At 71.3% G+C, this 25,460-nt stretch carries 19 protein-coding genes and 2 pseudogenes; 10 read left to right on the top strand and 11 right to left on the bottom strand.

Annotation, left to right across the window (positions count from 1 at the left end):
* The first annotated feature begins 35 nt into the window (after nucleotides 1–35).
* From ACZ44S_RS23255 to menC, 3 genes are read left to right on the top strand one after another with little or no spacing between them, the layout of a single operon-like run.
* Nucleotides 36–1,166 (top strand): M20 family metallopeptidase, encoded by a 1,131-nt coding sequence (locus ACZ44S_RS23255; RefSeq protein WP_466932232.1) that lies wholly within the window; start codon nucleotides 36–38, stop codon nucleotides 1,164–1,166.
* The gene (locus ACZ44S_RS23250) at nucleotides 1,163–2,089 is read left to right on the top strand and encodes a GNAT family N-acetyltransferase (protein ID WP_466932002.1); all 927 of its coding nucleotides are present in this window, start codon (nucleotides 1,163–1,165) and stop codon (nucleotides 2,087–2,089) included. Before ACZ44S_RS23255 ends, ACZ44S_RS23250 begins: the two co-directional genes overlap by 4 nt.
* On the top strand, nucleotides 2,086–3,201 hold the full coding sequence (gene menC, locus ACZ44S_RS23245; protein WP_466932000.1) for an o-succinylbenzoate synthase: 1,116 nt from the start codon (nucleotides 2,086–2,088) through the stop codon (nucleotides 3,199–3,201). The genes ACZ44S_RS23250 and menC overlap by 4 nt, the downstream gene beginning before the upstream one ends.
* Nucleotides 3,202–3,526: 325 nt before the next feature.
* Here menC and ACZ44S_RS23240 read toward each other — a convergent pair whose 3' ends face one another.
* Nucleotides 3,527–4,198 carry a GntR family transcriptional regulator gene (locus ACZ44S_RS23240; protein ID WP_466931998.1) on the bottom strand — a complete coding sequence of 224 codons (672 nt, stop codon included), beginning with the start codon at nucleotides 4,196–4,198 and terminating at the stop codon, nucleotides 3,527–3,529.
* Nucleotides 4,199–4,313: 115 nt separating this feature from the next.
* On the opposite strand from ACZ44S_RS23240, the gene ACZ44S_RS23235 reads away from it, so the two are divergent.
* The 4 genes and pseudogenes from ACZ44S_RS23235 to ACZ44S_RS23220 form a co-directional block, all read left to right on the top strand.
* A complete protein-coding gene (locus ACZ44S_RS23235; protein WP_466931996.1) occupies nucleotides 4,314–4,736 on the top strand; it encodes a VOC family protein in 423 nt (140 codons plus the stop codon).
* Nucleotides 4,733–5,494 (top strand): SDR family NAD(P)-dependent oxidoreductase, encoded by a 762-nt coding sequence (locus tag ACZ44S_RS23230; protein ID WP_466931994.1) that lies wholly within the window; start codon nucleotides 4,733–4,735, stop codon nucleotides 5,492–5,494. The genes ACZ44S_RS23235 and ACZ44S_RS23230 overlap by 4 nt, the downstream gene beginning before the upstream one ends.
* Before the next feature lie 29 nt (nucleotides 5,495–5,523).
* Nucleotides 5,524–6,252 (top strand): glutamine amidotransferase, encoded by a 729-nt coding sequence (locus tag ACZ44S_RS23225; RefSeq protein WP_466931992.1) that lies wholly within the window; start codon nucleotides 5,524–5,526, stop codon nucleotides 6,250–6,252.
* A 173-nt stretch (nucleotides 6,253–6,425) separates the two neighbouring features.
* Nucleotides 6,426–6,766, top strand: a pseudogene (locus ACZ44S_RS23220) (Dyp-type peroxidase domain-containing protein); the annotation flags it as partial.
* An 85-nt stretch (nucleotides 6,767–6,851) separates the two neighbouring features.
* Here the strand turns inward: ACZ44S_RS23220 and ACZ44S_RS23215 are convergent.
* Genes ACZ44S_RS23215 through ACZ44S_RS23200 form a run of 4 tightly spaced genes read right to left on the bottom strand, consistent with a single transcriptional unit; the run spans nucleotide 6,852 to nucleotide 11,114 of the window.
* On the bottom strand, nucleotides 6,852–8,108 hold the full coding sequence (locus ACZ44S_RS23215) for an ABC transporter permease (protein WP_466931990.1): 1,257 nt from the start codon (nucleotides 8,106–8,108) through the stop codon (nucleotides 6,852–6,854).
* Nucleotides 8,105–8,803, bottom strand: a complete 699-nt coding sequence (locus ACZ44S_RS23210) for an ABC transporter ATP-binding protein (RefSeq protein WP_466932230.1) — start codon at nucleotides 8,801–8,803, stop codon at nucleotides 8,105–8,107. Before ACZ44S_RS23210 ends, ACZ44S_RS23215 begins: the two co-directional genes overlap by 4 nt.
* A gap of 23 nt (nucleotides 8,804–8,826) precedes the next feature.
* Complete coding sequence (locus ACZ44S_RS23205; protein ID WP_466931988.1) at nucleotides 8,827–10,233, bottom strand: peptidoglycan-binding protein; 1,407 nt, start codon at nucleotides 10,231–10,233, stop codon at nucleotides 8,827–8,829.
* Nucleotides 10,230–11,114 (bottom strand): hypothetical protein, encoded by an 885-nt coding sequence (locus ACZ44S_RS23200; RefSeq protein WP_466931986.1) that lies wholly within the window; start codon nucleotides 11,112–11,114, stop codon nucleotides 10,230–10,232. The genes ACZ44S_RS23205 and ACZ44S_RS23200 overlap by 4 nt, the downstream gene beginning before the upstream one ends.
* A 330-nt stretch (nucleotides 11,115–11,444) precedes the next feature.
* Here ACZ44S_RS23200 and ACZ44S_RS23195 point away from each other — a divergent pair, with 330 nt between their 5' ends.
* The 3 genes from ACZ44S_RS23195 (at nucleotide 11,445) to ACZ44S_RS23185 (ending at nucleotide 13,385) form a co-directional block, all read left to right on the top strand.
* Complete coding sequence (locus ACZ44S_RS23195) at nucleotides 11,445–11,960, top strand: SigE family RNA polymerase sigma factor (protein ID WP_466931984.1); 516 nt, start codon at nucleotides 11,445–11,447, stop codon at nucleotides 11,958–11,960.
* Nucleotides 11,961–12,103: 143 nt separating this feature from the next.
* A complete protein-coding gene (locus ACZ44S_RS23190; RefSeq protein WP_466931982.1) occupies nucleotides 12,104–12,622 on the top strand; it encodes a SigE family RNA polymerase sigma factor in 519 nt (172 codons plus the stop codon).
* Nucleotides 12,609–13,385, top strand: a complete 777-nt coding sequence (locus ACZ44S_RS23185) for a hypothetical protein (protein WP_466931980.1) — start codon at nucleotides 12,609–12,611, stop codon at nucleotides 13,383–13,385. The genes ACZ44S_RS23190 and ACZ44S_RS23185 overlap by 14 nt, the downstream gene beginning before the upstream one ends.
* Nucleotides 13,386–13,691: 306 nt before the next feature.
* Here the strand turns inward: ACZ44S_RS23185 and ACZ44S_RS23180 are convergent, their stop codons facing one another.
* From ACZ44S_RS23180 to ACZ44S_RS23155, 6 genes and pseudogenes are all read right to left on the bottom strand, one after another.
* Nucleotides 13,692–15,185, bottom strand: coding sequence for a phosphoesterase (locus ACZ44S_RS23180; protein ID WP_466931978.1), 1,494 nt, complete (start codon nucleotides 15,183–15,185; stop codon nucleotides 13,692–13,694).
* A gap of 451 nt (nucleotides 15,186–15,636) precedes the next feature.
* The gene (locus ACZ44S_RS23175) at nucleotides 15,637–17,523 is read right to left on the bottom strand and encodes a LamG-like jellyroll fold domain-containing protein (RefSeq protein ID WP_466931976.1); all 1,887 of its coding nucleotides are present in this window, start codon (nucleotides 17,521–17,523) and stop codon (nucleotides 15,637–15,639) included.
* Nucleotides 17,524–18,613: 1,090 nt separating this feature from the next.
* Nucleotides 18,614–19,918 (bottom strand): annotated as a pseudogene (locus ACZ44S_RS23170) (M14 family metallopeptidase); the annotation flags it as partial.
* Nucleotides 19,919–20,140: 222 nt separating this feature from the next.
* Nucleotides 20,141–22,003, bottom strand: a complete 1,863-nt coding sequence (locus ACZ44S_RS23165; RefSeq protein ID WP_466931974.1) for a S8 family serine peptidase — start codon at nucleotides 22,001–22,003, stop codon at nucleotides 20,141–20,143.
* A gap of 97 nt (nucleotides 22,004–22,100) precedes the next feature.
* Nucleotides 22,101–23,672 carry a M20/M25/M40 family metallo-hydrolase gene (locus tag ACZ44S_RS23160; RefSeq protein ID WP_466931972.1) on the bottom strand — a complete coding sequence of 524 codons (1,572 nt, stop codon included), beginning with the start codon at nucleotides 23,670–23,672 and terminating at the stop codon, nucleotides 22,101–22,103.
* 56 nt (nucleotides 23,673–23,728) lie between these two features.
* A complete protein-coding gene (locus ACZ44S_RS23155; protein WP_466931970.1) occupies nucleotides 23,729–25,393 on the bottom strand; it encodes a M4 family metallopeptidase in 1,665 nt (554 codons plus the stop codon).
* Nucleotides 25,394–25,460: the final 67 nt, after the last annotated feature.

The raw sequence follows: 25,460 nt of genomic DNA, 5'->3' as shown, positions 1-25,460 counted from the left end.
CGCTGGTCGCGCACATGACCGCGGCGCTGCCCCGGATGCTCGCCGGCCTCGAGTCGCTCATTCGCTGCGAGTCGCCGTCGGCCGACCTCGATGCGGTCGCCGCGAGCGCCGACGTGGTGGCCGAAGTGGGGACCTCCCTGCTCGGTGTCCGGCCGGAACGGATCGTCATCGAGGGGCGCGCCCATCTGCGGTGGCGGCTGGGCGACGGACCGCCGCGGGTGCTGCTGCTCGGGCACCACGACACGGTGTGGCCGATCGGCTCGCTGGACCGCCACCCGTTCTCCGTCGTCGACGGCGTACTGCGCGGCCCCGGCTGTTTCGACATGAAGGCGGGGCTGATCATGGCCTTCCATGCCCTCGCGGCCCTGCCCGACCCCGCGGGTGTCACCCTCCTGGTCACCGGAGACGAGGAGATGGGCTCGCCGACGTCGCGAGGACTGGTGGAGGAAGAGGCGTCGCGCTGCGCGGCGGCACTGGTACTGGAGGCGTCGGCGGACGGAGGCGCCCTGAAGACCGGCCGCAAGGGGGTGTCGCTGTACGAGGTCGGGGTGCGCGGCCGGGCCGCCCATGCCGGACTGGAACCGGAGCGGGGTGTGAACGCCACCGTGGAACTGGCCCACCAGGTCCTCGCGGTCAGCGCGCTGCCGGACCCGGCCCGCGGGACGAGTGTGACGCCGACCGTGCTGGTCTCCGGCACCACCACCAACACCGTTGCGGAGGCCGGGCGTTTCGCTGTCGACGTACGGGTGGCGGACGCGGCCGAGCAGTCCCGGGTGGACCGGGCGATGCGCACGCTGCGGCCGGTCCTTCCCGGCGCGAGGCTGGACATCGGCGGCGGCCCGAACCGGCCGCCGATGGAACCCGCCGCCTCCGCGGAACTGTTCGCCCGCGCTGTCGCCGTCGCGGCCCGGCTCGGCCTGCCCGAGCCCGTGGGCACGGCGGTGGGCGGCGCGTCCGACGGGAACCTCACCGCGGGCGTCGGTACGCCCACGCTGGACGGGCTCGGCGCGGTGGGCGGCGGAGCCCACGCCGATGACGAGCACGTGCTCGTGGCCGAACTCCCGGGCCGCAGCGCACTGCTGGCCGCGCTGACGGACGATCTGCTCACCGGTCCGGTGCCCCGGGCGGGCAGGCCCACCCGGCTCCTCGGGGAAGGGCGCACATGAGTCAGCCATCGACGGCAGGAGGCATCAGGCCCGTGTTCGACTCGAACCACCACCCCGGGAGCAGCACGCACGCGGCCGTCGCGGACGCCGTCGCCCAGGCGGTGGCCGCCGCCGACGCCTCCGGGGTGCGGGTCCGGGAGGTGACAGCCGGCCGGGAACTCGACCAGGTGCACGCCTTGTTCGACCTCATCTGGCGGCCCGGTCCGACCAGTGCCCTGATGACCGGCGAACTGCTGCGGGCCCTGGCGAAGTCGGGCAACTACATCGGCGGAGCCTTCGACGGGGACGAGCTGATCGGCGCGTGCGTCGGATTCTTCGGCGCCCCGGCGGACGGGACGCTGCACAGTCACATCGCCGGCGTGTCCAACGCGGCCCGGGGCCGCAGTGTCGGCTTCGCCCTCAAGCTGCACCAGCGTGCCTGGTCGTTGCAGCGGGGCGTGTCGGCGATCAGCTGGACCTTCGACCCGCTGGTGCGGCGCAACTCCTACTTCAACCTCGTCAAACTCGGCACTCGGCCGGAGGAGTACCTGACGAACTTCTACGGAGACGTGCACGACGGCATCAACGGCGATGACGACACCGACCGCCTGCTCGTGCGGTGGGAACTGGACAGCGACCCGGTCCGTGCGGCCTGCGCCGGGGCGCCCACGCCGGGCGACGTGGCGGCCTGCCGTGCGGCGGGGGCCGTGGAGGCGCTGGGCAGGGGCCAGGATGCCGGTCCGGTCCCCGGCACGCTGGACGGCCCGACCCTGCTGGTCGCGGTCCCGCAGGACATCGAACGGCTCCGCCTGACCTCGCCCGGGCAGGCCAGACAGTGGCGTGCCGCCCTGCGCGACGTGCTCGGCACACTGCTGGCCGGCGGTGCCCGGGTCACCGGATTCGACAGGACCGGCTGGTACATCCTGCAGAAGGGGAACCGATGAAGCTCACAGGCGTCGAACTCCGCCATGTCGAGATGCCGTTGGTGGCACCGTTCCGTACGTCCTTCGGAACCGCCACCGTCCGTGAGGCGCTGCTGGTGCGGGTGGTCACCGACGAGGGTGAGGGGTGGGGGGAGTGCGTGGCGATGGCGGACCCGCTGTACTCCTCGGAGTACGTCGAGGCCACCGCCGACGTCCTGCGCCGTTTCCTCGTCCCGGCGCTCGCGCGCGCGGACCGTCTCGACGCGGTCGGCGTGGCGCCGGCCCTGGCGGCCTTCCACGGTCACCGGATGGCCAAGGCGGCGCTGGAGATGGGAGTTCTGGACGCGGAGCTGCGTGCCTCAGGGCGCCCGCTGGCCCGCGAGCTGGGCGCGGTGCGGGACAGGGTGCCCTGCGGTGTCTCCGTCGGCATCATGGACTCGGTGCCGGAGCTGCTCGACAGCGTGGCGGGATACCTGGACGCCGGATACGTCCGCATCAAGCTCAAGATCGAGCCCGGCTGGGACGTGGAACCGGTCCGGGCCGTGCGGGAACGCTTCGGCGACGAGGTGGCGCTCCAGGTGGACGCGAACACCGCCTACGGCCTGGCCGACGCCCGTCATCTGGCCCGCCTGGACGACTTCGGTCTGCTGCTGATCGAGCAGCCGCTGCCGGAGGAGGACGTCCTCGGGCACGCGGCGCTGGCCCGGCAGATCCGTACGCCGGTCTGCCTGGACGAGTCGGTCACCTCGGCGCGGGCGGCGGCCGACGCCATCCGGCTGGGCGCCTGCGCGGTCGTCAACATCAAGCCCGGCCGGGTGGGCGGTTACCTGGAGGCCCGGCGCATCCACGACGTCTGTGTCGCGCACGGGGTGCCGGTGTGGTGCGGCGGGATGCTGGAGACGGGACTGGGCCGGGCCGCGAACGTGGCTCTCGCCGCGCTGCCGGGGTTCACCCTGCCCGGTGACACCTCGGGCTCGGACCGCTACTACCGTACCGACATCACCGAGCCGTTCGTCGTGCGCGACGGTCACCTTGCGGTGCCCACCGGGCCCGGGATCGGGGTGGAGCCGTTGGACGACGTGCTCGACGGTGTCACCCGGCGGGTGGAATGGATCCCCGGCGGGGTGGGGTGAGACGCACTCCTGCCGTGCGTTCCAGGCGACCTCGGTCACCGTCCGGCACGACGGCCGCACGGGGCGGCCGTGTCCCGCTCCCGCTCCCGCGCATACCGTCGTGCACGTCTGCTCCCACCCGGCACCGCGCGGCTCGTGGGTTCTCACCTCCCGGTCTCCAGGTGCCTCCGAGCATGGTGGTCCTGCCTACGGATGCGGCGGCCCAGGCCGGGTCGCCGGCCCCGCCGTGGTGAGGACGGCACGACCTCCGGCCACGGCCGGCACCGCCCGTGGCCGGGGGCCGTGCCGCGGCACCGCGGTTCGGGGCACGTGCCTCGGTCCCGGCTCAGTCCGCCAGCCCCGCCAGCAGGCTGCGGCGCGCGGAGTCCACGTGCTCCTCGGCCAGTCGGGCCAGGGTGTTGGGGTCGCCGGAGCGCAGCAGCGCGGCCAGTTCGCGGTGCTCGTCGACCACGCGTGCGCGATAGTGGTCGTAGCCCGCGTCCGCGCGGCGCAACTGGAAGAGGTGCAGCTGCGAGCGGATGGTCCGCCAAGCGGTCGTCAGCCTGTCGTTGCCCGCAGCGGTGTAGATCTGGTCGTGGAAGGCGATGTCCAGCGCGACCAGGCGGCGGGCGTCGGCGGCTCCGGCGATCTCGGCCGCCATGTCGGCGACCGTCTGGTCCAGCCGGGAGAGATTCTCCGGTGAGGCGGTACGCCGCGCGGTGGTGGCGGCCAGTCGGTCCAGCGCGGCACGCAGCGTATAGACCTCCTCGACGTCCTCCGCCGTGACATCGATGACCGTGGTGCCCCGGTGCCAGCCGCCCCGGACCAGCCCTTCCCGTTCCAGCCGCGCCAGACCCTCGCGGACCGAGCCCCGGCTCACGCCGAGGCGTGCGGCCAGCTCCACCTCGCGCAGGGGGGCTCCGGGGGGGAAGTGCCCGGAGAAGATGGCCGCTCGCACAAGGTCGGCGGCTTCGTCGGCGAGCCCGCGACGGGGGGCCTTCGGCAGTGCGGATGACATGTCTCGATGTTGACATCGAAACTGTTCGTTGCCAATTGGCTGGATGTCCTAATGTTGACATTCGACCATTGGCCTGAGCATGCTGCTCCGGTCAGCGAGCCCACGGAGGCGCACCATGACCCATCGACCCGCCATGCATCTGGCCATCCCCGTAGACGACCTGGCCGCCGCCCGTCACTTCTACGGCGGGGTGCTCGGCCTGGCCGAGGGCCGGAGCACCGACCACTGGGTGGACTGGAACCTCGAGGGGCATCAGCTGGTGACCCACCTGGTACCGAACGTTCCGCAGCCGGCGGGCACCAGCCGGGTCGAGAAGCACACCGTGCCCGTCCCGCACTTCGGCCTTCTGCTGGACGAGCGACGCTTCCACGCATGCGTCGACCGGCTTCGCGCCGCCGGGGTGCGCTTCGGCATCGAGCCCCACCTCCGCTTCCCCGGCGAGCCCGGTGAGCAGTGGACCATGTTCTTCCGCGACCCGGCCGGCAACGCCCTGGAGTTCAAGTCCTTCCGTGACGCATCCATGGTGTTCGCGCGATGAGGGGCGTCCTCGTCACAGGCGGCTCGCGTGGTATCGGCAGGGCCGTCGCACTGGCCTTCGCCGAAGGCGGCGACCGCGTCGCCCTGCAGTACGCCGCCCGCCGCTCGGACGCCGAGGAGACCCTGCGGCAGATGCCGGGCGAAGGACATGTCCTGCTGCGGGCGGACCTGGGCGAGCCCGACGCGGCCGAGCGGCTGGTGACCGAGGCGGTGAACGCGCTGGGCGTGGTGGATGTGCTGGTGAACAACGCGGCCGTGGGGCCCACGGCGGAGACACAGCACCGGATCCCGGACACCCCGCTGGCCGACTGGCAGCGAATCTGGCGCCGCATGGTCCAGGTCAACCTGCTCGGCGCGGCCGACCTGAGCTGGGCCGTCGCCCGGCACCTCATCGACCGTGGCGCCGGCGGGGCGATCGTAAACATCGGCTCACGCGGTGCGTTCCGGGGAGAACCGGATTTCCCGGCCTACGGTGCGACCAAAGCGGCGCTGCACGCCCTCGGCCAGTCGCTGTCGGTGGCGCTGGCCCCGCACGGCATCGCCGTCACCTCGGTCGCGCCCGGTTTCGTGGCCACCGAGCGCCAGGCCGCGCGCCTGTCGGGACCGGAGGGCGACCGACTGCGGGGGGAGAGCCCGTTCGGCAGGGTCGGGACGCCGGCCGAGATCGCCGCCACGGTCCACTTCCTGGCGTCTCCCGCGGCGGCCTGGGCCTCGGGAACCGTCGTCGACCTCAACGGCGCGTCCTACCTCCGTACATGACCCGCCGGCAACCCGCGAGGAGGGCGGCCATGCCCACGGATACCGCAGACACCTCACCGAGCCGGACCGCGCTGGCTGTCCGCCACCTCGGCTTCGAGGACCTCGGACTTCTCGGACCGTTGCTCAGGGAGCGCGGCTACCTGACGCACTACATGGATGTCGCCACCCAGCCGGTCGACACCGCGCTGATCCGGGCCGCCGACCTGGTGGTGGTACTCGGCGGCCCGGTGGGCGCCCATGACGCCGGCCGTTATCCGTTCCTGGCCGACGAACTCCTTGCGCTGCGCGCCCGGCTGGCCGACGGTTCGCCGACGCTGGGCATCTGCCTCGGCGCGCAGTTGCTCGCCCGTGCCCTGGGTGCGCAGGTCACTCCCGGCGCGGCACGGGAGATCGGCTACGCACCGGTGGAGCTCACCCCGGAAGGGACAGCCTCCCCTCTGCGCCACCTGGCGGGAGTGCCGGTACTGCACTGGCACAACGACATGTTCGGCATCCCCGGGAACGCACAGCTCCTGGCCGGCACGCCGGCTTGCCCGCACCAGGCCTTCGCGCTCGGTACACAGGTCCTGGCCCTGCAGTTCCATCTGGAGACCCCCGCGGAGGACATCGAGAGGTGGCTCGTCGGACACGCCGAAGCCCTGGCCGCGGCGGACATCCATCCGGCAGGTCTGCGCCGGGCGGCCGTCGAAGCGGCACCCCTCCTGCGCACCCGTGCCGTCGCGGCCGTCACGGAATGGCTCACCGCCGCGGGCCGCTGAGCGGACCCGGCTGCCGGGCTTGTCGGGACGCGGCGGATGCGGTGCCCTCTGCGACCCGGGAGCCGCCGGTTCCCCGGCCGCACGCCCACGGTGGCCTGATCAGGGTGATGCACCGTCTCGGGGCCACCCTGCCCGAGTTGGTCGCGGGGCGCGCGACACCGCGGCCATCGGCGGCGCGGGGACGACTCCGCGCCGCCGCCGCACGCCTTGGTGCTGGGCGTCGGCCTGCGCGATCCGGACGACGCCGCCCCAGCTCACCGACCGGCGGGCGAGCCGGCCGGTGACGGGTACACCGGCGTGGCCCGGGACGCGGGGCTGCCTTCCTCGCTGACGGTCACCTTCGGCTGCGGTCACTCCTTCCTTCGGCCGGACCGGACTGCGGCGTCAGCGGCCCCGCGCGCTGAACCCGCTGCCCGACTTCTCCTCCGACCGGCTCGACAAGGCCCGCGGCAACGGCGACCTGTGGGTGCAGATCGGCGCGAACGACGCGCTGGTCGCCTTAAACGCCGTGCGCGTCACGTGTCCGCAGCGAGCTTGGTGGTTCTCGCGGTCCTGGACAGCCCCTGTCGTCCCTGAAGCGGCGTGACGGAGACACGTTGTCAGGACGGGGCGCGCAACGCCTCGACCGGTTCCATCCGGGAGGCCCGCAGCGACGGGTACACGCCCGCCAGCAGCCCGACCACCGCGCCGACCACCGGTGCGCCGAGGGCAAGCCGGCCGTCGAGTACGGGAGTCCAGTCCTTGACCGCCGACACGGACACCACGACGACCATGCCCAGGGCGGCGCCGATGACCCCGCCCAGCAGGCCGATCGTCGTCGACTCCATGAGGAACTGCCCGGCGATCTGCCGGCGCGAAGCGCCGAGGGCGCGCCGCAGTCCGATCTCTCCGACCCGTTCCATCACGGTGACCAGCGTGACGTTGGCGATACCGATGGCACCCACGATCAGGGAGACCAGCCCGAGCACCAGGAACAGGCTGTTGACGTCGCCCTGGACCCCTTTGCGTGCCTTCGACAGATCGGGCGGGGCGAGGACAGTGAGTGCCTTCGCGCTGTTGGGCGTCAGGGCGACGGGTGACTGCCTGGCGACCTGCTGCGCGGCGCCGAGGGAGGTGTTGATCAGGACTCGGTTCACCGTACCCAGGCCGAGGCGGTCCCTCGCTGTCGTGGGCGGCAGGATCACCGAGGTGGACAGGCGCTGCTCGCGCTTGAATCCGCCGAGGATCCCGATCACGGTGAAGGAGTGCCCGTTGAAGAAGACCGCGGGCGAGTCGTTCACCTCCGTGATGCCGAGGAGACGAGCCGCCTGGTCGCCCAGCACCGCCACCCGGGCGTGCCGGGCGATGTCGCCGCTGTCGTAGAACCGGCCGGCCGTGACGTCGCCTCGCACCGCCGCCGGCAGGGAGGGCGAGGCGGCGGCGACGGCCAGCGTCTGGCCGGACAGGCCACCGGGCGTGACCACGTCGTTGGTCCGCACCTGTACGGCGGCCAGTTCGTCCGTCTGCGCGAGCGCGGCGGACGATTCCACCCCGGCCAGCCGGTTCACGGCAGCGATGCCCTCCCAGTCCACCAGCGGGACGGTGTCGGACGCCGGGGGCGGCACCTCGACGGTGACCGAGGTCGCGGTGAGCGCGTTGAACCGGCCGACGATCTGGTGGGCGGCCGTCGACGCCACCCCGATCGTGATGACCAGCGTGCCGATACCCAGCACGGTGCCCAGTGTGGTCAGAGCGGACCGCAGCGGACGGGCCAGTACGCCCGCCACCGCTTCCGTCCACAGGTCTCTCGGAGCGATCCAGGGACGCCCGGCCTTCTTCTCCGGGTCCGCGGCGACAGCACGGCGACGGTGCCTCATGCGTACTCCTGACTGAGCTGCCCGTCGTGGATCCGCACCCGCTTGGTCGCGCGCCTGCTGACCGCCTCGTCATGGGTGATCACGACCAGGGTCATGCCCTGCGCGCCGAGTTGGTCGAAGAGGTCCAGGACCGAGAGCGTGTTCTCGCTGTCGAGGTTGCCGGTGGGTTCGTCGCACAGCAGCAGGGCCGGTTCGCTCATCAGCGCCCGGGCTATGGCCACACGCTGGCGCTCGCCGCCGGACAGACGATCGGGCCGGAAACCGTGCCGGTGGGAGAGCCCCACCCGGTCCAGTGCCGCTCTGGCGCGTTCGGCACGGCTGCGGCGCGCTCTGCCCGGGCGGGGCCTGCGGTAGATCTCCGCCAGCATGACGTTCTCTTCCACGGTCCGGTAGGGAAGCAGATGGAAGGACTGGAAGACGAAGCCGATACTGCTTCCGCGCAGCGCGGTGCGCTGACGGTCCGTGAGGGCGCCGGTCCTGACCCCGTCCAGCCAGTAGTCCCCCGAGCTCGGGCTGTCCAGCAGCCCGAGCGTGTTCAGCAGGGTGGACTTGCCCGACCCCGACGGCCCGACGATCGACAGGTGCTCTCCTCGCCGGACCGTCAGGTTCACATCGCGCAGTGCGTGCACGGGCGGATCGGAGTCGAAGGTGCGACGGACACCGATCAGCTTGATGACGTCGCCTTCGTCCGGCATGTCACCGGGTGCCAGGGGTCCGGTCACTGGCCGACCACCACGAGGTCGCCCTTCTTGAGCGCGCCGCCGTCCGGCTTCACCTCGACCAGCCCGTCCGCGGAGATCCCGAGGTCGACCTCGACACGCCGCACACTCCCGTCCCGCTCGACCCGTACGCGCGCCTGCCCGCCCGCCGAGGTCTGGACCGCGGCGACGGGCACGGCCAGGACCTTGCCGCTCGAGTCGCCCACCTCGATGGTCACCGTCACCGCGCCGCCCGCGTCCTTGGCGAGCGGGCCGGGCTTCGGGATGGTGACCTTCAGAGGCACAGGGTCCGACGTGCCGCCGCCGGACGCTCCGGTGGTCGCGGGCTCCCCACTTTCAGCGTGTCCCGCGGTGTCCTCCGGTGCCGACCCCGGTGCGCCGATTTCGCTGAGCACACCCTTGGCTTCCTTGCCGTCCGCTGTCGTGACCTGGACCGCCATCCCTTCGCGCAGGGAAGCGGCGTCCGCGCCGGGCACCACGGCGTCCACCACGACGTCGGAACTCGTCACGGCGGCGACTTCCCCGTCCGGGGTGTCACCGGCGCGCACCTTGGCCTTGTCGACCCGGACCGGAAACTCGGGCAGGAAGATCACTTCTCCCGCAGGCACCTTGGTCCCGTAGCCGGCCTTGAAGGAGGCCAGCGCGGAGTTCGCCAGCTGAAGCTGCTTCTCGGCCGACTTGATCTGCAGGCGCCGGACCTCCTTCGATTCCGGTCCGGACTCACCGTCGCCCTCGGACTTCCCGCCGTCCCCCCGCGCGGTGAGCAGCGCGAGCTGCGCGTCGGACACCGCGGTCTCGAGTTGCCCCAGTTGCTGCCGGTCGGCGCTGGTGGGCTCCTGCGCCGTGTACCCCTTGCTCCGGTACCAACGGCCGACCGCGGACGCGGTGCCCTGCCCGTAGGTCCCGGTGACGCCGCCCGTCGGGAAGCCCAGCCTGTTGAGGGCCTTCTGCAGTTGTCTGACGTCGTCCCCCGAGGAACCGGGGCCGATGGTCCGGTACATCGGTACCGGCCCGCGCAGCACCAGCACCGGCCTGCCGTTCACCTGCATGAGGACATCGCCTTCCGTCAGCCGGCTTCCGGCGGACGGCGCCTTGGTGACCCGCTGGGCGGCACCGGCTTCCTCGTCGCTCTCCTGGGACGCACCGACGGACCCTGCCAGGGTGAGACTTCGCGGAGAGCCGTACTCCAGGCTGCCCTGGGCCACCACGGTGGCGGTCAGTGCACGGTGCTCCACGGGCACGGTCACCGCGCCCGCCTTCGGCGGCTGCTGCGAGGCCGCGGCATCGGCGGGTGACTGCATACGGGTGCCGGCGAACCAGCCGCCCGCCCCGACGACGGCGACCACGGCGACGATCACGCCCAGGCGCCTCGTACGGCTGCTCCGCCGCTTCTCGCGGGGCCTCATCCGTTGTCCCCGACGTAGGGGTTCTTCTTGTACTTGGGCCAGTAAGCGGCCCTGAACTGCTTGCCGCACTCGAGGTCCTTGAGCGCGAGGTCGATCTCACGGGCGAGCTTCGGCAGCGCTTCTTCCTTGCTCGGTTCCGACAGCATCTGGGCGCCCACCTGGAACTTCACCATGTCGCCGATGCCGGTGGGCTGGGTGGTGGTGACCGTGATGCCCTTCTTGCGCAGGCAGGCGGCGTACTCCTGGGCGAGGGAGACGAGTTGCGGGTCGCCGTTGAGGGCCTGCCCGGCCTGCTTGTCCCGCTCCGCCTGTCGCGCGTTCTCCCGTTCCTGCTCGGCTTTCGACTTGGCCGGCCCGTTCACCTTCAGTTCGGCCTGCGCGACGCATCCGTCCTTGGGGGGACGCGGAGGTGTGGCAGAGTCGACGGTACCTTCCAACTGCCCCAACGCCTTCTTGTACGCCTTCTGCTGGGCGGCGGGAAGAGAGTCGCGGTAGGTGTCGTTGGGGTCGGGCTTCACGTCCGCGGTTGCCAGGGCCGGATCATTGGGGTAGACGGCGGAAGCGTAGAGACCGAAGCCGTACTTCTGCCGGTACTTCTTCGCCAGGGCGTAGTCCTCGCCGTCGATCGCCAAGTTCGCCTCCCCCGGTGACGTGTAGGGCTCGGCGACCGGTGTGTAGCTGAATCCTCGCTTCTTCATACAGGCCGCGATCGCGTTCTCGGTCAGGTAGTACCTCTTCGTATCCGGGTCGGCGTCCTCGGGGACGGTGAGCGCGCCGCCCGGCGCGGCCGACGGGGCGTCCCCGGCCGCGGTGCCCGCCTCGCCGCGGGAGGACGCCTCGGAGTCGCTCTGGCCGCATGCCGACAGGGCCAGCACGCTCATTGCCGCGAGCACCGTCCATGTAGTGCGCAAACGCAAGGTGATCACTTGTCCGTCCGATGAGGAAGTCGTCGTGCGGCGGCTCGGCGCCGTACGGGGACGGGCGGCCCGGCCGGGCCGCCACGGAGTGTGCCGTGGGCGCGGTATCGCCACCGCACAAGAAAAAGGACCTGGCCGTGCCGGTTCCCTGCACGGTCCACGTGTGACGTCGGTCACGTTTGTGGCGGCCGGGGCTGTCGTACTCCGCTCGTCACCGCGTTACAAGGCGTGAGGCGCGCGGCCGGGGGCCGCGCACCCGAACAGATGAGGCACGGCAGACGAGGGGTGCAGCGCATGCGGACGGGAACTACGACGGAGTGCTCGTTCGACGAGTTCGTGACGGCCCGTCGGCCGGCGCTCCTGGGGTACGCGGACACGCTGGCGGGCGGCGACCGTCACGCGGCCGAGGATCTGGTGCAGGAGGCACTCGTCAAGCTGTGGCTGGTCTGGCCGCGGATCGCGAACGGAGCACCCGAGGCATACGCCCGGCGGATACTGACGCGTGCGGCCGCACGAGCGGCCCGACGACGCTGGCAGGGCGAACGGCCCACGGAGAGGCTGCCGGAGCCCACCGTCACGGCCGACTCCGCGGGCCTGGTGGAAGACCGTCTCCGGCTGGGCGCCGTCCTGGCCCAGTTGCCCCCGCAGCAGCGGACAGCGGTAGTGCTGCGCCACTATTGTGATCTACCGGAAAGACAGGTCGCCGAAGATCTGAACTGCCCCCAGGGGACCGTCTCCTCGCTCGCCTCACGAGGCGTGGCGATGCTGCGGTCCCTGATCGCCCGCCCCGAGGCGGGCCTGCCGGCGTGAGCGGTGAGGTGACCGGCACCCTCTCCGTCCGCCGAGCGGAGATGCCCGGGGCAGGCGGACCGGGGCTCGGGACGGTGCGGCAGCCACGAGGCGCTTGGGGAATCCGTCCCGAGAAGCCCGGACGCGAGGGTTAAGGGGCGTCGGTGAAAGGCTCGTCGTCGGACTTCGAGCAGTTCGTCACGGCACGCGGCCCGCGGCTGCTGCGCGCGGCGTGGCTGCTGACGGGCGATGCCCACCTGGCGGAGGACCTGGTGCAAACGGTACTGGCCAAGCTGTGGCCCACATGGCACCGGATCGCCGAGGGCAACCCGGAGGCCTATGCCCGCAAGGCTCTGGTCACCACCTTCTCGTCCTGGTGGCGGCGGCGCTGGCGCGGCGAGGTTCCGCACGGGGAGCTACCCGAGTCCGCCACCGAGGACGTGTTCGCGGGGATCGATCTCCAGCATTCGCTCGCCGTCGCGGTGCGGTCCTTGCCGCCCCGGCAGCGCGCGGTGGTCGTCCTGCGCTACTTCGAGGACTTGAGCATCGAGGAGACCGCCGAGACGCTCGGTTGCCGGCCCGGCACGGTCAAGAGCCAGTCCCTCAAGGCTCTGCGCGCGTTGCGTGGCATGCCGGCCTTGCACACTCATCTCGAGGAGGGGGAGCACGGTGCGCGACGCTGACGAACAGGAGGCGGGGGAGCGGCAGTTGCGAGAGCTGCTGGAACGAACTGTGCCGGTGCTGCCGGCGCCTGCGGACCGCATGCGCCAGGTCCACAAACGGGTGAGGACGCGCAGTCGACGACGCAGAGCACTGGCGGCGACGGTGGTGGGCGCTGCGGCGGTCGCCCTGTTTCACAACCCCCTCGTCCAGCCGCTCCGAAGTCAGGTCGCCGCGCCGCCCTCGGAGCACCGGATCGCTCTCGCGGGCGGTGCGCTCCGTCTCGACGTGCCCGACGGCTGGTACGCGCGTGAGCAAGCGGGCCCGCCGGACACCGAGGGCGTCCTGGTCGCCAACAGGCCCGTGACGGCGACGCCGTCGTGCCTCGGCACGCCGGCCAGGGACGGCTACCCCTGCGCGTCCCTGCCTCGTCTCGCCGAGGGAGAGGCAGTGATCTCCTTCAGCCGCTCGGAGGAGCGGGACCGGGGGATCGTCGACATGGACACGGAAGTCGAACCCAGCCCGTATCCCGCGCCCGGCGAGCGTTGTCGTGCGCTCGGAGGGGACCAGGAGTGGGCACGCCCGGCTTTTGTTTCCTCCCGGCCCGGCGTCGGTGAGACGGTGTTCCCCTTCAGCGTCCGTGTCTGCCTCAACGGCGCCTCGGCCACCACGCTTACCGAGGTCAGAGAGATAGTCATCGGTGCGTCCTATGACGACGCCGCCACGTCGGCACCCGGCTCGGAGGGGGGCGAGGACGGCTGGGACCGGAGCGGTTACGTCAGGTAGGCAGACGCGGCCGACTCGACGGCCGCCTCGCGGCGCGCACCGGACACCGGTGGGCGCCGCGACGTCTTCCGCGAGCCGATGTCCCGCGGCGGGCGGATTTCTCGCGGAGGAGGCCGCGGCGCCGCCGGTCACGGTGAGCGGCAGGTGGTGCCGGATTTCAGCCCCCGTACGGCGCGGGCCATGCCCACAGCGGCGACCTGAGCCCCTGGCAGTCACCTGACCGCCCGGACAGGCCTCAGGGGACGCGTGGAACACCGAGCCGGACCGCGGAGGGAAACCGGGTCCGGCTCGCTCCGATGCGGGGTGTCAACGCACCTCGACGAAGACGGGGTTGGAGTAGAACCACAGGTCGTCCCAGGGGCTCTCCAGGCCGTCGGCGAGCGGCTCGGCCTCGTCGGTGCTGGTGCCGCGCACCCGGACGTAGAGGTCCGTCCCGACGTCGCGCAGCGTGTACCTGATGACCTGGTCGTGTCCCTGCCGACGCCAGTCGCCTGGGCCGAACCGTGCCACCACCTTCGTGGTGGGGTTGGTGTCGGAGTCGAGGTCGGAGCCCGGGCCCGTGACCTGTCCGACGATCAGGTCGACGCGGCGGACCTCCGGGTGGTCCCCGTTGGCGTTGCGTCCCTTGAGCGGCCGGAACCTGATCTCGATGTCCACCTGGTCGCGGTCACGGCGGCCGAGGACGAGCGTCTCGCCCGTGGCCGCACTGCGGTGCCGGCCGGCGACGGTGAGGTCGAGTCCGGTGATCAGGTCCCCGGTGCCCACCCAGATCCGGCCGTTGCGGAGCCCGTCCATGATGTCGGCGTAGTCCTGCCGGGCGTACACATGGGTCTTGCTGTACTCGCCGGGCCAGAAGTCGGAACCGCCCCGCGTCCAGTGCACGTGCGAGTCCGACGTCGCGGTGATCCACCAACGGCGCCCCTCGCCCAGCAGCGCGTCCCACAGACCGCCCACCCGTGCGGTCATCTGGTCGAAGCCGCCGTACGTGGGGTGGTTGCCGTAGCCGCCGCGGGCACGGTCGACGAGCGGGCCGGCCTGGTGCCCCGGAGACCCTTCGAAGCCCACGTAGACGTCCGGCGCCACGTTGTTGCCGTTGCGGAACTCGCGCGGGGTGTCCTGCCCGTAGACACCGAGACCGGTGGCCGAGCGGGACGCGTGGTGGGCAATGACCAGTGGTTTGTTCCGCATGTCCTTCGCGGTCTTCAGAAACTCGACCATCTTGGCCTCGGTGTTGCGGCCGGGGTCGGTGGGGAACGCGTCGTACTTGGCGAAGCGGCTCTCCAGCTCGAACAGCTGCTGGGCCTCGTTCGCGTGGTGCGGGATCATCAGCGTGTGGTGGTCCAGAGCCGGGGCGTCGAACTCCATGCCCCAGAACTGCAGGACCTCGGGCACCAGCACGCGCGAGCGCAGCAGGTCCGGATAGGCCAGCTCCAGGTTCACCTTCGAGTGGGTGGGACCGCCGTGGTCGGTGCACATGGCCCAGCTGAGGCCGAAGTGCTTGGCCATGATCGCGTTGGTGACGATCGGGTACACCGCGTCCGCGCCCTTGTGGAAGGTGGGCGGGGTGGTGGAGGTGTCGAACTCGCCGCTGTACTCGGAGTGCACGTGGTGGTCCCCGGCGCGCCAGGCCCTCCTGCGGGAGCCGCCGCCTCGTGCAGGGCCGCCCTCCGCGGCGGCCGCGGTCGTGGCCGCCGCCAGCGGGCTCGCGGCGACGAACGTCGCCCCCACACCGGCGAACTTGACCAGCTGACGTCTGGAGACGGCCGAGGAGGCCTCGTCCTGGATGGTGTTGTCCTTCACCGGAAGTCCTTCGTTCAAGTATGCGATCATGCTGGGTGCGCTCGATTCTCGAGCCGCCCGCTGAACTCGGCGTGAACGGAGCCCGCCGGACCGGGAGAACAAAGCGTCGGTTGCCGGAGCCCGGCGAGGGGCGGGGCGGCGACGCCGCAGGCGAACCGGCCCATGGTCGGACTGCTCCGGTTCCTCGGCGCATACCGAAGCCGGAACCTGCTCCGGTTCAGTGTTCCGTCCGCGAGTGGGACGGCACCGATGTGCGTGCATATCCGCCCGCCGGGGCAGCGGCCGGTGTGCCCTGGCGGTCGGTACCGAGAGCGTCGGCCTGCCCGACCTGCTCGCGGTGCCGGGTACTCAGGAGATCGCTGGGGCGGCCGCACCGGACAGGCCGTGGCCGGCGGGACGCCCTGCCGGCAGGGTTCCGGGCCGACCGCATCGGCAGCCTCCGCCGAGGGGCTCAGCCGGAGAGGGTGAGGAATTCTTCGACGGGCAGGGGCCGTCCGACGATCCGGGTGTCGCCCATCCAGCCGTAGAACCCCTGCCCGAACCTCTCGTCGAACTGCGTGGCGCCCAGGACGAAGGGCTTGCCGAGGGTGGCGATGCCGGTCGACGCCTGCGCCGGGTTGCGGGCGATCTTCGAGCCCTCGACGTACATCACCGTGCGGCGGCCGTCGTTGACGACGGCGATGTGCATCCAGCGTCCAGCCGGCACGGAGTGGCTCCACGACGTGGGGTCGGCGTCCTGCCGGTGCGGGTAGACGACGAACTGAAGGAACCGTTCGGGGGAGAGGTTGAGGCTGCACGTCGGTTCCAGAGGTGACCAGCCCGTCGTTTTGCCCGCGTTGCCGTTGCGGCCCTCCCAGCTGAGGATGCCCATCCAGTCGTGGTTGCCCTCGAACGGCTCGGGCAGCCGGACGAAGGTCTCGATGGTGTACCCGCGGAGGAACTTCTCGCTGTTGAGGGCCGCACGCGCGGCGGTGGTGAGGACGGCACCGCGGTCGGGGCTTCGGCCACCGTCGAATCGGAGGCTGGCGTGCGCGGGCTGCCCGCGGTGGTGGTCCTCCGACCAGGTCAGCACGTCGGGGCCGCTGGAGTGCAGCCGGCGCACCGTCAGGTCGTTGCCGTTACCGGTCAGGTCCTTGACGACGGTGCCGTCGGCGACAGTGGCGCCGGGGGTCCCCGCCGCGTCGGTTCCGGAGGAGTCGAAGCGCCAGTAGGCGAGCGTGCCGCGGGGCATCACGGCTCGGGCGGGCCGGGGTTTCGGCGGTGTGACGGGGGCGAAGCCGGCGAACCGCCTGTCGAAGTCGACGGTGAGCGTGAACCGGTCTGCGGGGCCGGTGAGTTCGACGGTCTCGGCGGCCAGCGGGGAGCGCTCGGCGGGGTCCCGGGCGAGGAACCACGGCGAGAACGTCTCGACGTCGATGACTCCGCGCACCAGGTCGAAGCCGTAGGTGCGGATCATTCCGGCACCGCCGTAGTAGCGATCCTGGTAGTTGGTGACGTGGATGTGGACATCGTTGTCGGCATCGTTGATCAGCACCGTTCGGCCGGGGGGCCAGTAATGTCCGCCCAGCGCCAGGAAAATCTGGTCGTTGCCCTTGATCAGGCCGTCCCACAGGCGCTGCCCGTGGCCGGACAGCCGGGCCTCGCCGTCGTCACCGGACCAGGCGATGTCGTGCGTGGTCAGCACCGTAGGCAGGCTGGGGTGGGCATCGAGCACCCCCTGGGCCCACTCCAGCCCTTTGTCGGAGACCCGCCAGTCGAGGGCGAGGACGATCCATCGTCGCCCGCCGGCCCGCAGGACGTGGTAGCTGTTGTAGCCGTCGGGCGACGCACCGCCGAACGTCGGCATGGACCGGTAGCGGTCGGGTCCGAACGCGGAGAGGTAGGCCGATCCGCCCCGCTGGTCGTCGGTGGACGACCTGACGTCATGGTTGCCCGCGAGCACGCTGTACGGCACCCGACCGTGCAGGACGCCGAAGGTGTCTGCCGCGAGCTCGATCTCGTCCGCGGTGCCGTGCTCGGTGACGTCGCCGAGGTGCGTCATGAACGCGATGTTGGCTGCCGACCGCTCGGCCACGAGGTGCCGGAACGTCGCCCGTAGCGGCGCGGGATCGGCGCTGTCGGCGTCGAAGAGGTACTGGGTGTCGGGCAGCACTGCCAGCACGAACCGCGGGCTGTCGGCATCGAACCGGCCGCCGGACGCCACGGCGCCCTCGCCCGCCTCGGCGGGGGAGGCGTCCATTCCGGCGGCCACGGCGGCGGCCGGTGCGGCAACCGCGGCACGCAGCACTACGCGCCTGTGCGGGAATGGGTGACGACTTCTCTGTCCCTCTGTGCTCATCAGGGCTCCACGGACCGGATAGCGGAATGCGATCAGCCCGCATGTTCCTCAGCCGTGCTGGCCGTCCGATGGCGCGAGGCTGAACACCGCCTGCATGGACGCCGCCGAGTGTCCGGTAAGGGTCCGGAGGATGCCCGCCGGGCGCGGGACGACAGGCTCCAGGGTGAGGGCCGCCCCCCGGATGACCACCGACCAGGCAGGACGCCTGGCCTCCGCATGTGAGCGGTCCCGGGAGCACCCGCAGACCCCGGTCCACACCGTCTGGTGCGACAGTCGGGCAAGCATGTGTCCGTAAGTCTTCGGATCCGTCTGCGTGGCGTTCTTCCCCGGCGACCACGGGGGATGCGAGGGGACGCGCGATCCGGCTGCGCGTCCCGAGGCGGAAGCGAGGCGCCCGGCCGGCTGGAGAGCCGGCCGGGCGCTTCCGGTCCCGGGGCGACCCGGGGGCAGCCGGTCAGGGGGCGTTGTAGCCGAGGGTGTAGGTGCCGTTGCCGCTGTAGGCGTGGATGCGGTAGCGGTAGTAGCCCGCGCTTCCTGTGTAGGTGAGGGTCTCGTCGGCCTGGGGTGTGGTTCCGCCTGCGACGGTGGTCCAGCCCGAGCCGCTCCACTTCTGCAGGTAGAGGTCGTAGTCGGTGTTGTCGGGTCCGTCGAGGCAGGCCTCGTGGGTGCCGGTGACGGTCGTGCGGAAGTAGGCGCCGTCCGGCTGGTAGGCACTGGAACCGGTCGTCAGCGTGCCGGTCCTGACGGTCTCGGCGTCCTCGCACTTGCCCGGAGCGGTGCCGTTGACGGTCAGCATGTAGGTGGCGGTACGGGTGGTGTGCTCGCCGGTGGCGGTCACGGTGACCGGGTAGGTGCCGGGCGGAGTGCCGGCGGTGGTGGTGACGGTCAGAGTGCTGCTCTCACCCGTGGTCAGGGTCTCGGGCTCGAAGGCCGCGGTGGCCCCGGCGGGCAGACCGGCCGCGGTCAAGGTTGTCTGTTGCGGCTCACCCGCGGTGGTCGCGGTCCTGACGGTGGCCGTGGTCCGGCCCCCGGGATCGGTGGAACCGGCCGAAGGCTCCGCCACCACGGAGAAGTCGTGCGCCGGAGCGTCGGCGCAGTACTTGTCCTGTTTCCCGATCGCCCGGTAGGGGCAGTCCGCGTACTCGGCCAGGGTGAGCACCGACTCCTTGTTGCGGGCGGTCTGCTCGGGGATGACTTCGTCCGGGGGGTAGAACCCCGGGTAGGCGGAGGCCGGGTACAACTCGAAGACGTACGACCAGATGCCCTGGGCGCCCCACATCCAGTCGATGGAGTCACCGTCGGTGATGTACAGGTCGCTGCTCTGCTGCGGCGTGTACCCGTTGGTGGCGGCCATCTGCTGCCCGATGGTGCGGAACGTGGCCTCCTGGTCGGCGGTCAGCCCGGTGTCCGTGTCGGAGTAGGTGTAGCCGAACGGCCAGAGGATGAGCTCCGAGTACGAATGGAGGTCGATATGGGCCTTGATCTGCTGTTCGCCGCCGACCCGCCGGGACAGGACGAAGTCGCGCAAGACCCGGGTCTCGGTGCCCGAGAAGGGGGCGGAGCCGCGGTAGGTGTCGCTGGAGGGGGAACCGCTGGATCCGTTGCAGCACCCCCACTTGTAGCCGAAGTTCCGGTTCAGGTCCGTGCCCACGCTCGTCGTGCCGGCGTTGGGCTGCCGGTTCTTGCGCCACGACCGATAGGAGCCCGTGGCGTGGTCGTACTCGCTGCCGTCGGGGTTCAGCATCGGGATGATCCAGATCTCCCGTGAGTCGACTACGTTCGTGACCCGGGTGTCGCTGCCGTGCCGCGAGGTGAACAGGTCGGCCAGGTAGAGGGCCTGTTCGGTGGTGAGGTGTTCCCTGGCATGGATGTTGGCGTTGAACAGCACCTCGGGTTCGTCCTCGTCGGTGCCCACGTTGTCGGAGATCTTCAGAGCGACGATGTCGCGGCCCTCGTGGGACTTGCCGACCACCGACTTCCGCGCGAGGCCCGGGTACGCGTCGGCGATACGGTCGAGCTCGGCCACGGTCTCCGCGTAGTCGTGGTATCCGGCGTCGGCCGGCGGGAAACCCGCCGCCCCGCCGGTTGATTTGTCCGACGGAGCCGGTGGCACGCGCTCAACCGTGAACCCCAGGCGGCGGATGCTTTGGACCTCGGCGCCGGTCGCGGTGACGTAGATCGTTCCGTGCTCGACGAAGTCGACCGCCGCGCCGGTGGCGGCGATCCTGGTCCGGTCCGCACGCGTCTTGGCCCCCGAGACACGGTACTGGACCGACTGTTCCTGGGCGGCTGCCGCGGGGTCCGGTGCGGGACCGGCGGCTGCCGAGCCGACGGGACCGACGAGGGCGGTCGCCCCCAGGACGAGTGTGGACAGTAGTGCGATGCGCCATCGCATCCGTTCCTCCTGCGAAGTGGGGTGGGTGAGGAGAGCGGGCGGGGCCGTGCCCCACGAGAGCCGCGACGGCCCCGCCCGCATGAGGTGAGCACCCGTCATGGGCCACTCACCCGGCCGGCCGGCTCACCTGGACCGGCCGGCCGGGGCGGGGCTGTGCCGTGCCGGGGAGGCAGCTGCGGCACACCGCCCACGGCAGCTCGGAACAGGCCGGGAGCGGGGCACTCAGGGGGCGTTGTAGCCGAGGGTGTAGGTGCCGTTGCCGCTGTAGGCGTGGATGCGGTAGCGGTAGTAGCCCGCGCTTCCTGTGTAGGTGAGGGTCTCGTCGGCCTGGGGTGTGGTTCCGCCTGCGACGGTGGTCCAGCCCGAGCCGCTCCACTTCTGCAGGTAGAGGTCGTAGTCGGTGTTGTCGGGTCCGTCGAGGCAGGCCTCGTGGGTGCCGGTGACGGTCGTGCGGAAGTAGGCGCCGTCCGGCTGGTAGGCACTGGAACCGGTCGTCAGCGTGCCGGTCCTGACGGTCTCGGCGTCCTCGCACTTGCCCGGAGCGGTGCCGTTGACGGTCAGCGTGAAGACCGCGGTACGGGTGACGTCCCCGTTGGTGCCGGTGGCGGAGACGGTGACCGGGTAGGTGCCGGGGAGAGTGTCGGCGGTGGTGGCGAGAGTGAGAGCGGAGGACTCACCCGCCGTCACCGTCTCGGGGGTGAACGTCGCGGTCACCCCGGCCGGAAGGCCCGTCGCCTTGAGGGCGATGTTTCCCGGGTCGCCCTTCACGAGGGAGGTGGCCAGCGTGGCCTTCACCGATCCACCCGGATCGGTGGCTCCGGCCTTCGGCGAGAGCGACACGGAGAAGTCGTCCTCTGCCGGTGCCTCGTTGCTCACGTGCAACAGCTTGTTCGGTGAGCCGGATTTGGGGTCGGTCACGACTCCGTCGGTCGCGTCGGCGACCATCGCGTCACGCACCTGCTGCGGGGTGTACGCAGGGTTGGCGGCCGTCACCAGAGCGGCCACCCCCGCCGCGTGCGGCGCCGCCATGGAGGTACCGCTGTTGCTCTTCGTCGCGGTGTCGCTCGTGTGCCAGGCGGAGGTGATGTCCACCCCGGGCGCGAAGATGTCCAGGCACGTGCCGTAGTTGGAGAAGTAGGCGCGCCTGTCGGTGCGGTCCGTGGCACCCACGGTGATGGCCGCCGGCGTACTGGCCGGTGACGTACGGCAGGCGTCGGTGTTCTCGTTGCCCGCTGCCACCACGAAGGTCACGCCGTCCGCGATCGCCCTGGTGACGGCGTCGTTCACCGACTGCATCGTGGCGCCGCCGATGCTCATGTTCGCTACGGCAGGCTCGCCCGGGTCGTGGTCGGAGGCGACCCAGTCGATGCCCGCGATCACATCACTCCATGCCCCTGAACCGGCGCAGTTCATGATGCGCACACCGACGACGGTGGCGTTCTTGGCGAGGCCATGGGCCCTTCCGGCGACCGTCCCGGCCACGTGTGTGCCGTGTCCGTGGCAGTCGCTGGGATCGTCGTCGTCGTCGACGATGTCTCTGCCGGGTACGACTCTGCCCCCGAAGTCCGTGTGGCTCGCACGCACCCCGGTGTCGAGGATGTACGCCCGTACTCCGTCACCGGAGTTGGGGTACGTGTACGAGTCGTCCAGCGGAAGGGCACGCTGGTCGACGCGGTCCAGGCCCCAGGACGGCGTCGGGGACTGGGTGCCGGAGATGCTCGCCCTGCGGTCCCGCTCCACGTAGGCGACCGCCGGATCGGCGGCCAGGCGGCGGGCCTCCGTCTCCGACATGCGCACGCTGAACCCGCGCAGGGCGGTGCGGTAGGTGTTCGTCACCGTGCCGCCGTATTCGGTGGCCAGGCGCAGCGCACGGTCCGCGGTGCCCGAGGCTGTGACTGCGCCGTCGCGGAAGACGACGACGTAGGAGCCCGAAATCGCGGTCGGGCCGGCGGTACCGGTGATGCGGCCTGTCGGCGCCGCCGGTTCGGGCGAGACGGCTGCGCCGGCCGGTGTCGGTGCGAGCACCAGTAAGGCCGCGAGGGCGGTGACGGCGCCGTACCGGCGGCGTCTGGAGTATTCGGACATGGGGAACTTCCTTTCTGACGTTCTGATGACGCCGGGCTGTGCCCTCCTGATGCGGAGGGCCGCCGCGGCCAGGGGAGGGGAATCGAGGGGCAGCCGGTCAGGGGGCGTTGTAGCCGAGGGTGTAGGTGCCGTTGCCGCTGTAGGCGTGGATGCGGTAGCGGTAGTAGCCCGCGCTTCCTGTGTAGGTGAGGGTCTCGTCGGCCTGGGGTGTGGTTCCGCCTGCGACGGTGGTCCAGCCCGAGCCGCTCCACTTCTGCAGGTAGAGGTCGTAGTCGGTGTTGTCGGGTCCGTCGAGGCAGGCCTCGTGGGTGCCGGTGACCGTGGTGCGGAAGTAGGACCCGTCCGGCTGGTAGGCGCTCGAACCACTTGTCAGCGTGCCGCCCTTGACGGTCTCGGCGTCCGCGCAGGCGCCGGGTGTGCCGCCGTTGACGGTGAGCGTGTAGGTGGTGCTGCGGGTGGTGTGCGACCCGGTGGCGGTGAGGGTGATCGGGTAGGTGCCGGGCGGGGTCGCGGCCGTGGTCGCGACGGTGAGGGTGCTGTTCTGGCCTGTGGTGACGGTGTCCGGGCTGAATGCCGCGGTGGTGCCGGTGGGCAGGCCGGTGGCGGTCAGCCCGGCCTGCTGGGGATCACCTGCGGTGGTCGTGGTCCTGACGGTGGCGGTGGTCCGGCCGCCCGGGTCGGTGGACCCTGCCCGCGGGTCCGCCTCCACGGAGAAGTCCCGCGCCGGGGCGTCGCCCTCACCGGCCAGTTCCCAGACCGTGTGCGCGATGGCGTTGGTGGCGATGCCCATGGCCCGTGGGCCGACGTTGTCTATGGTGTCGCACGCGGAGTGGTAGCACGGGTCGTCGGAGGATCCGATGCCGCCGACCGGAACGCCGTGGCGGGTGAAGGAGGAGTGGTCGGAACTTCCGTCCCATCTGATGTCGTACGTTCCGATGTCGCGGCCGGCGAAGTACTCCTTGAAGACCGTGCTCACGGCCGGCGTGTGGCTGTAGACACCCCACCTCGTGGTGCTCTTCTGGCCGACCATGTCGAAGTTGAGGTAGATGTCGATCTTGTCGCGTTCGGCCGCGCCCAGTCCGTCGGCGTAGTGGCGGGAGCCGATCAGGCCCAGTTCCTCCGCACCCCACCAGCCGAATCGCAGCCGCTTGTCGGGCCGCAGACCGGCCCGGGACACCGCGAGTGCGGTCTCCAGGACGGCTGCTGAGCCCGAGCCGTTGTCGTTGATCCCCGGACCGGCCGTCACCCCGTCCAGATGGGCGCCGGCGAACACCACGTCGTCCGGGTCGCCGTGCGGCCATTCCGCGACGACGTTCCAGCCGGTGGCCCCGCGGTAGGTGAAGGACTGGAGCGAGGTGGTGAACCCGGCCGCGTCGAGCTTCTCCTTGACGTAGTCGGCGGAGGCCTTGAAACCGGGCCGGCCGTGGGCGCGGTTGCCGCCGTTGGCGTCGGCGATCCGCTGAAAGGCACTCAGGTGCTCCATGATGTTCTCGGCCGGGATCTCCGGAGCCTGGCTGTTCGCCCCCGCGGCCGTCGTGCCGGGCGGAGTGCGGGTGTGCGGTGCGGTCGATGGCGCGTCGGTGCCCGCGAGGGCGGTACCGGAGGCGGCGGTCAGGGTGCCCAGCGCCAGGGCCAGGGTGCCGGCCAGCGCGACGAGGCGTTGTCTCATGGGGGATGTCCTTTCGAAGACGGTGCTGGGGGAGGGTCCTGTTCGTCGGTTGCCTGTCACGGACTGCCGTAGCCGAGGCTGTAGTCGCCGCCGTCCGACCGTGCCTGGGTCCGGTGGCGGTAGTGGCCGGCCTGATCGGAGTGGGTGAGTGTGGTGTCCGCTCCCGTGGCCTCGGCCACCACGGTCCACGACCGGCCGCTCCACCTCTGCAGGGCGAGGGCGAAGTCCGTGTCGTCGGGTCTGTCCAGGCAGGCCCGGTGCGTGCCGGAGACGGTTGTGCGGAAGAAGCCGCCGTGCGGTTGGCACTGGGTGAAGCCGGCGGGAAGGGTGCCGGTGCGGATGGTCTCGTGCCGAGGGCAGGGGTCCGGTGCCGACTGCCGGGCCGTCAGGTCGGATGTGGTGGTGCGGCTGCCGGCGGAGCCGGTGTCGGTCACGGTGATCCGGTGAGTCCCCGCGGGCGTGCTCTTCGCGGTGGACACCGTCAGTACGGACGAGTTGCCCGAGACGACCGACGGAGGATTGAACGCCGCCGTGACGCCGACCGGGAGGCCGGACGCTGCGAGGCCGACGGTCTGCGGGTCTCCCGCCGTCGTGTGCGTGACGACGGTGCTGCTCGTCGTGCCGCACGCATCGTTCTCGGCCGTCCCCGGCACCACATCCAGGGAAAAGGAGCCCGCCGGCTCCCCGCAGGTGCCGGGGCGGCCGGGCTCGGCAGCCTGTGCGGGCACCGACACGGCGTACCAGGCGGCCCTGACCGTGTCGAAATGGGCGCAGTCACCGGGGTACAGCTGCGTCACGGCGTTCAGGGTCGCCACGCGGGCGTCGGCGTACTCCCAGAAGGACGTCTTCTGCAGCAGCGCGGTCATCGAGATCCGGCCCGCGGTGCGGATACCCAGGCCCGTCACGCTGGCCGGTCCACCGGCGCAGATGGGGCTGGACGGCTTGTCGCCACCGGGGTCCGATCCCTCGGCGACCAGGTAGAACCAGCGGTTGGCGGGTCCCGCGGCGTCGTGCACCTCGGTGTCGGGGATCTTCGGCGACCAGCAGTTCGGCTCGTCACGGGGCCCCGCCGAGGGGTCGTACATGATGCGCTCCGGGCCGCGTCCCAGGGCGTCCGCCTCCTCCGCGTACACGTAGTCCGGCTCGTCGGAGGGGTGGTTCGCGTAGTGCTCGGTGAGAGCGCCGAAGTTGTCGCCCGTGGCCTCGTTCAACGCGTACGTCTCCGTGTAGCCGTCGAAGCCTCCCGGGGTGTACTGGAAGACGTAATGTCCGAACTCATGTGCCACGACGTCGAGTTCGGCGAGCTGTCGCTGATCGTCCTTCGTGTGGCCGATGTTGACTGTGTGGCCGTTCCAGTAGGCGTTGACCGCGTCGCTGCCGGCACCCGGCATGCGCGTGCGGGCGGCGGCCGCCGCCCGGCGGGGTGTGAGGTACGGAGTGACGTCGACGTCGATGGGTGGTCTGCCGTGCAGGGGGGTGCCCATCAGGTTGCCGGAGGCGTCGGTGACGGCCACGAAGTCGCCGCCCACCACGGGTAATTCCCGATAGGTCCGCTGGTAGGCGTGGTAGGTCAGCCCACGCGGACCCGCGGTGGTACCGACGCGGATCAGCCTCTCACCGTCCCGTCCGGCTGCCAGGTGCGTGAGCATCTCGCCGCCCCGGCCGCCGGGCGCTGCCTGCGCCGCGTACGGTGCCGGGCCCGGCATGATTGCTATGGACATGACAATTACGCCAAGCGGTCCCAGTCTTCGCATGAGTCCGTCCTTCTCCGCAGACCGACGTCGGGGC

Source organism: Streptomyces malachitofuscus, assembly GCF_055571035.1.
This window is presented reverse-complemented; position numbering and strand designations above follow the sequence as displayed.

Bases quoted from the DNA above. Each gene is read 5' to 3' on its own strand.
- ACZ44S_RS23160 (WP_466931972.1), bottom strand. From the start codon at position 23,672: ATGAGACAACGCCTCGTCGCGCTGGCCGGCACCCTGGCCCTGGCGCTG.
- ACZ44S_RS23200 (WP_466931986.1), bottom strand. From the start codon at position 11,114: ATGAGCGTGCTGGCCCTGTCGGCATGCGGCCAGAGCGACTCCGAGGCG.
- ACZ44S_RS23205 (WP_466931988.1), bottom strand. From the start codon at position 10,233: ATGAGGCCCCGCGAGAAGCGGCGGAGCAGCCGTACGAGGCGCCTGGGC.
- ACZ44S_RS23210 (WP_466932230.1), bottom strand. From the start codon at position 8,803: ATGCCGGACGAAGGCGACGTCATCAAGCTGATCGGTGTCCGTCGCACC.
- ACZ44S_RS23215 (WP_466931990.1), bottom strand. From the start codon at position 8,108: ATGAGGCACCGTCGCCGTGCTGTCGCCGCGGACCCGGAGAAGAAGGCC.
- ACZ44S_RS23240 (WP_466931998.1), bottom strand. From the start codon at position 4,198: ATGTCATCCGCACTGCCGAAGGCCCCCCGTCGCGGGCTCGCCGACGAA.
- ACZ44S_RS23195 (WP_466931984.1), top strand. From the start codon at position 11,445: ATGCGGACGGGAACTACGACGGAGTGCTCGTTCGACGAGTTCGTGACG.
- ACZ44S_RS23175 (WP_466931976.1), bottom strand. From the start codon at position 17,523: ATGAGCACAGAGGGACAGAGAAGTCGTCACCCATTCCCGCACAGGCGC.
- ACZ44S_RS23225 (WP_466931992.1), top strand. From the start codon at position 5,524: ATGCCCACGGATACCGCAGACACCTCACCGAGCCGGACCGCGCTGGCT.
- ACZ44S_RS23250 (WP_466932002.1), top strand. From the start codon at position 1,163: ATGAGTCAGCCATCGACGGCAGGAGGCATCAGGCCCGTGTTCGACTCG.
- ACZ44S_RS23235 (WP_466931996.1), top strand. From the start codon at position 4,314: ATGACCCATCGACCCGCCATGCATCTGGCCATCCCCGTAGACGACCTG.
- ACZ44S_RS23230 (WP_466931994.1), top strand. From the start codon at position 4,733: ATGAGGGGCGTCCTCGTCACAGGCGGCTCGCGTGGTATCGGCAGGGCC.
- ACZ44S_RS23255 (WP_466932232.1), top strand. From the start codon at position 36: ATGCTCGCCGGCCTCGAGTCGCTCATTCGCTGCGAGTCGCCGTCGGCC.
- ACZ44S_RS23165 (WP_466931974.1), bottom strand. From the start codon at position 22,003: ATGTCCGAATACTCCAGACGCCGCCGGTACGGCGCCGTCACCGCCCTC.
- menC (WP_466932000.1), top strand. From the start codon at position 2,086: ATGAAGCTCACAGGCGTCGAACTCCGCCATGTCGAGATGCCGTTGGTG.
- ACZ44S_RS23155 (WP_466931970.1), bottom strand. From the start codon at position 25,393: ATGTCCATAGCAATCATGCCGGGCCCGGCACCGTACGCGGCGCAGGCA.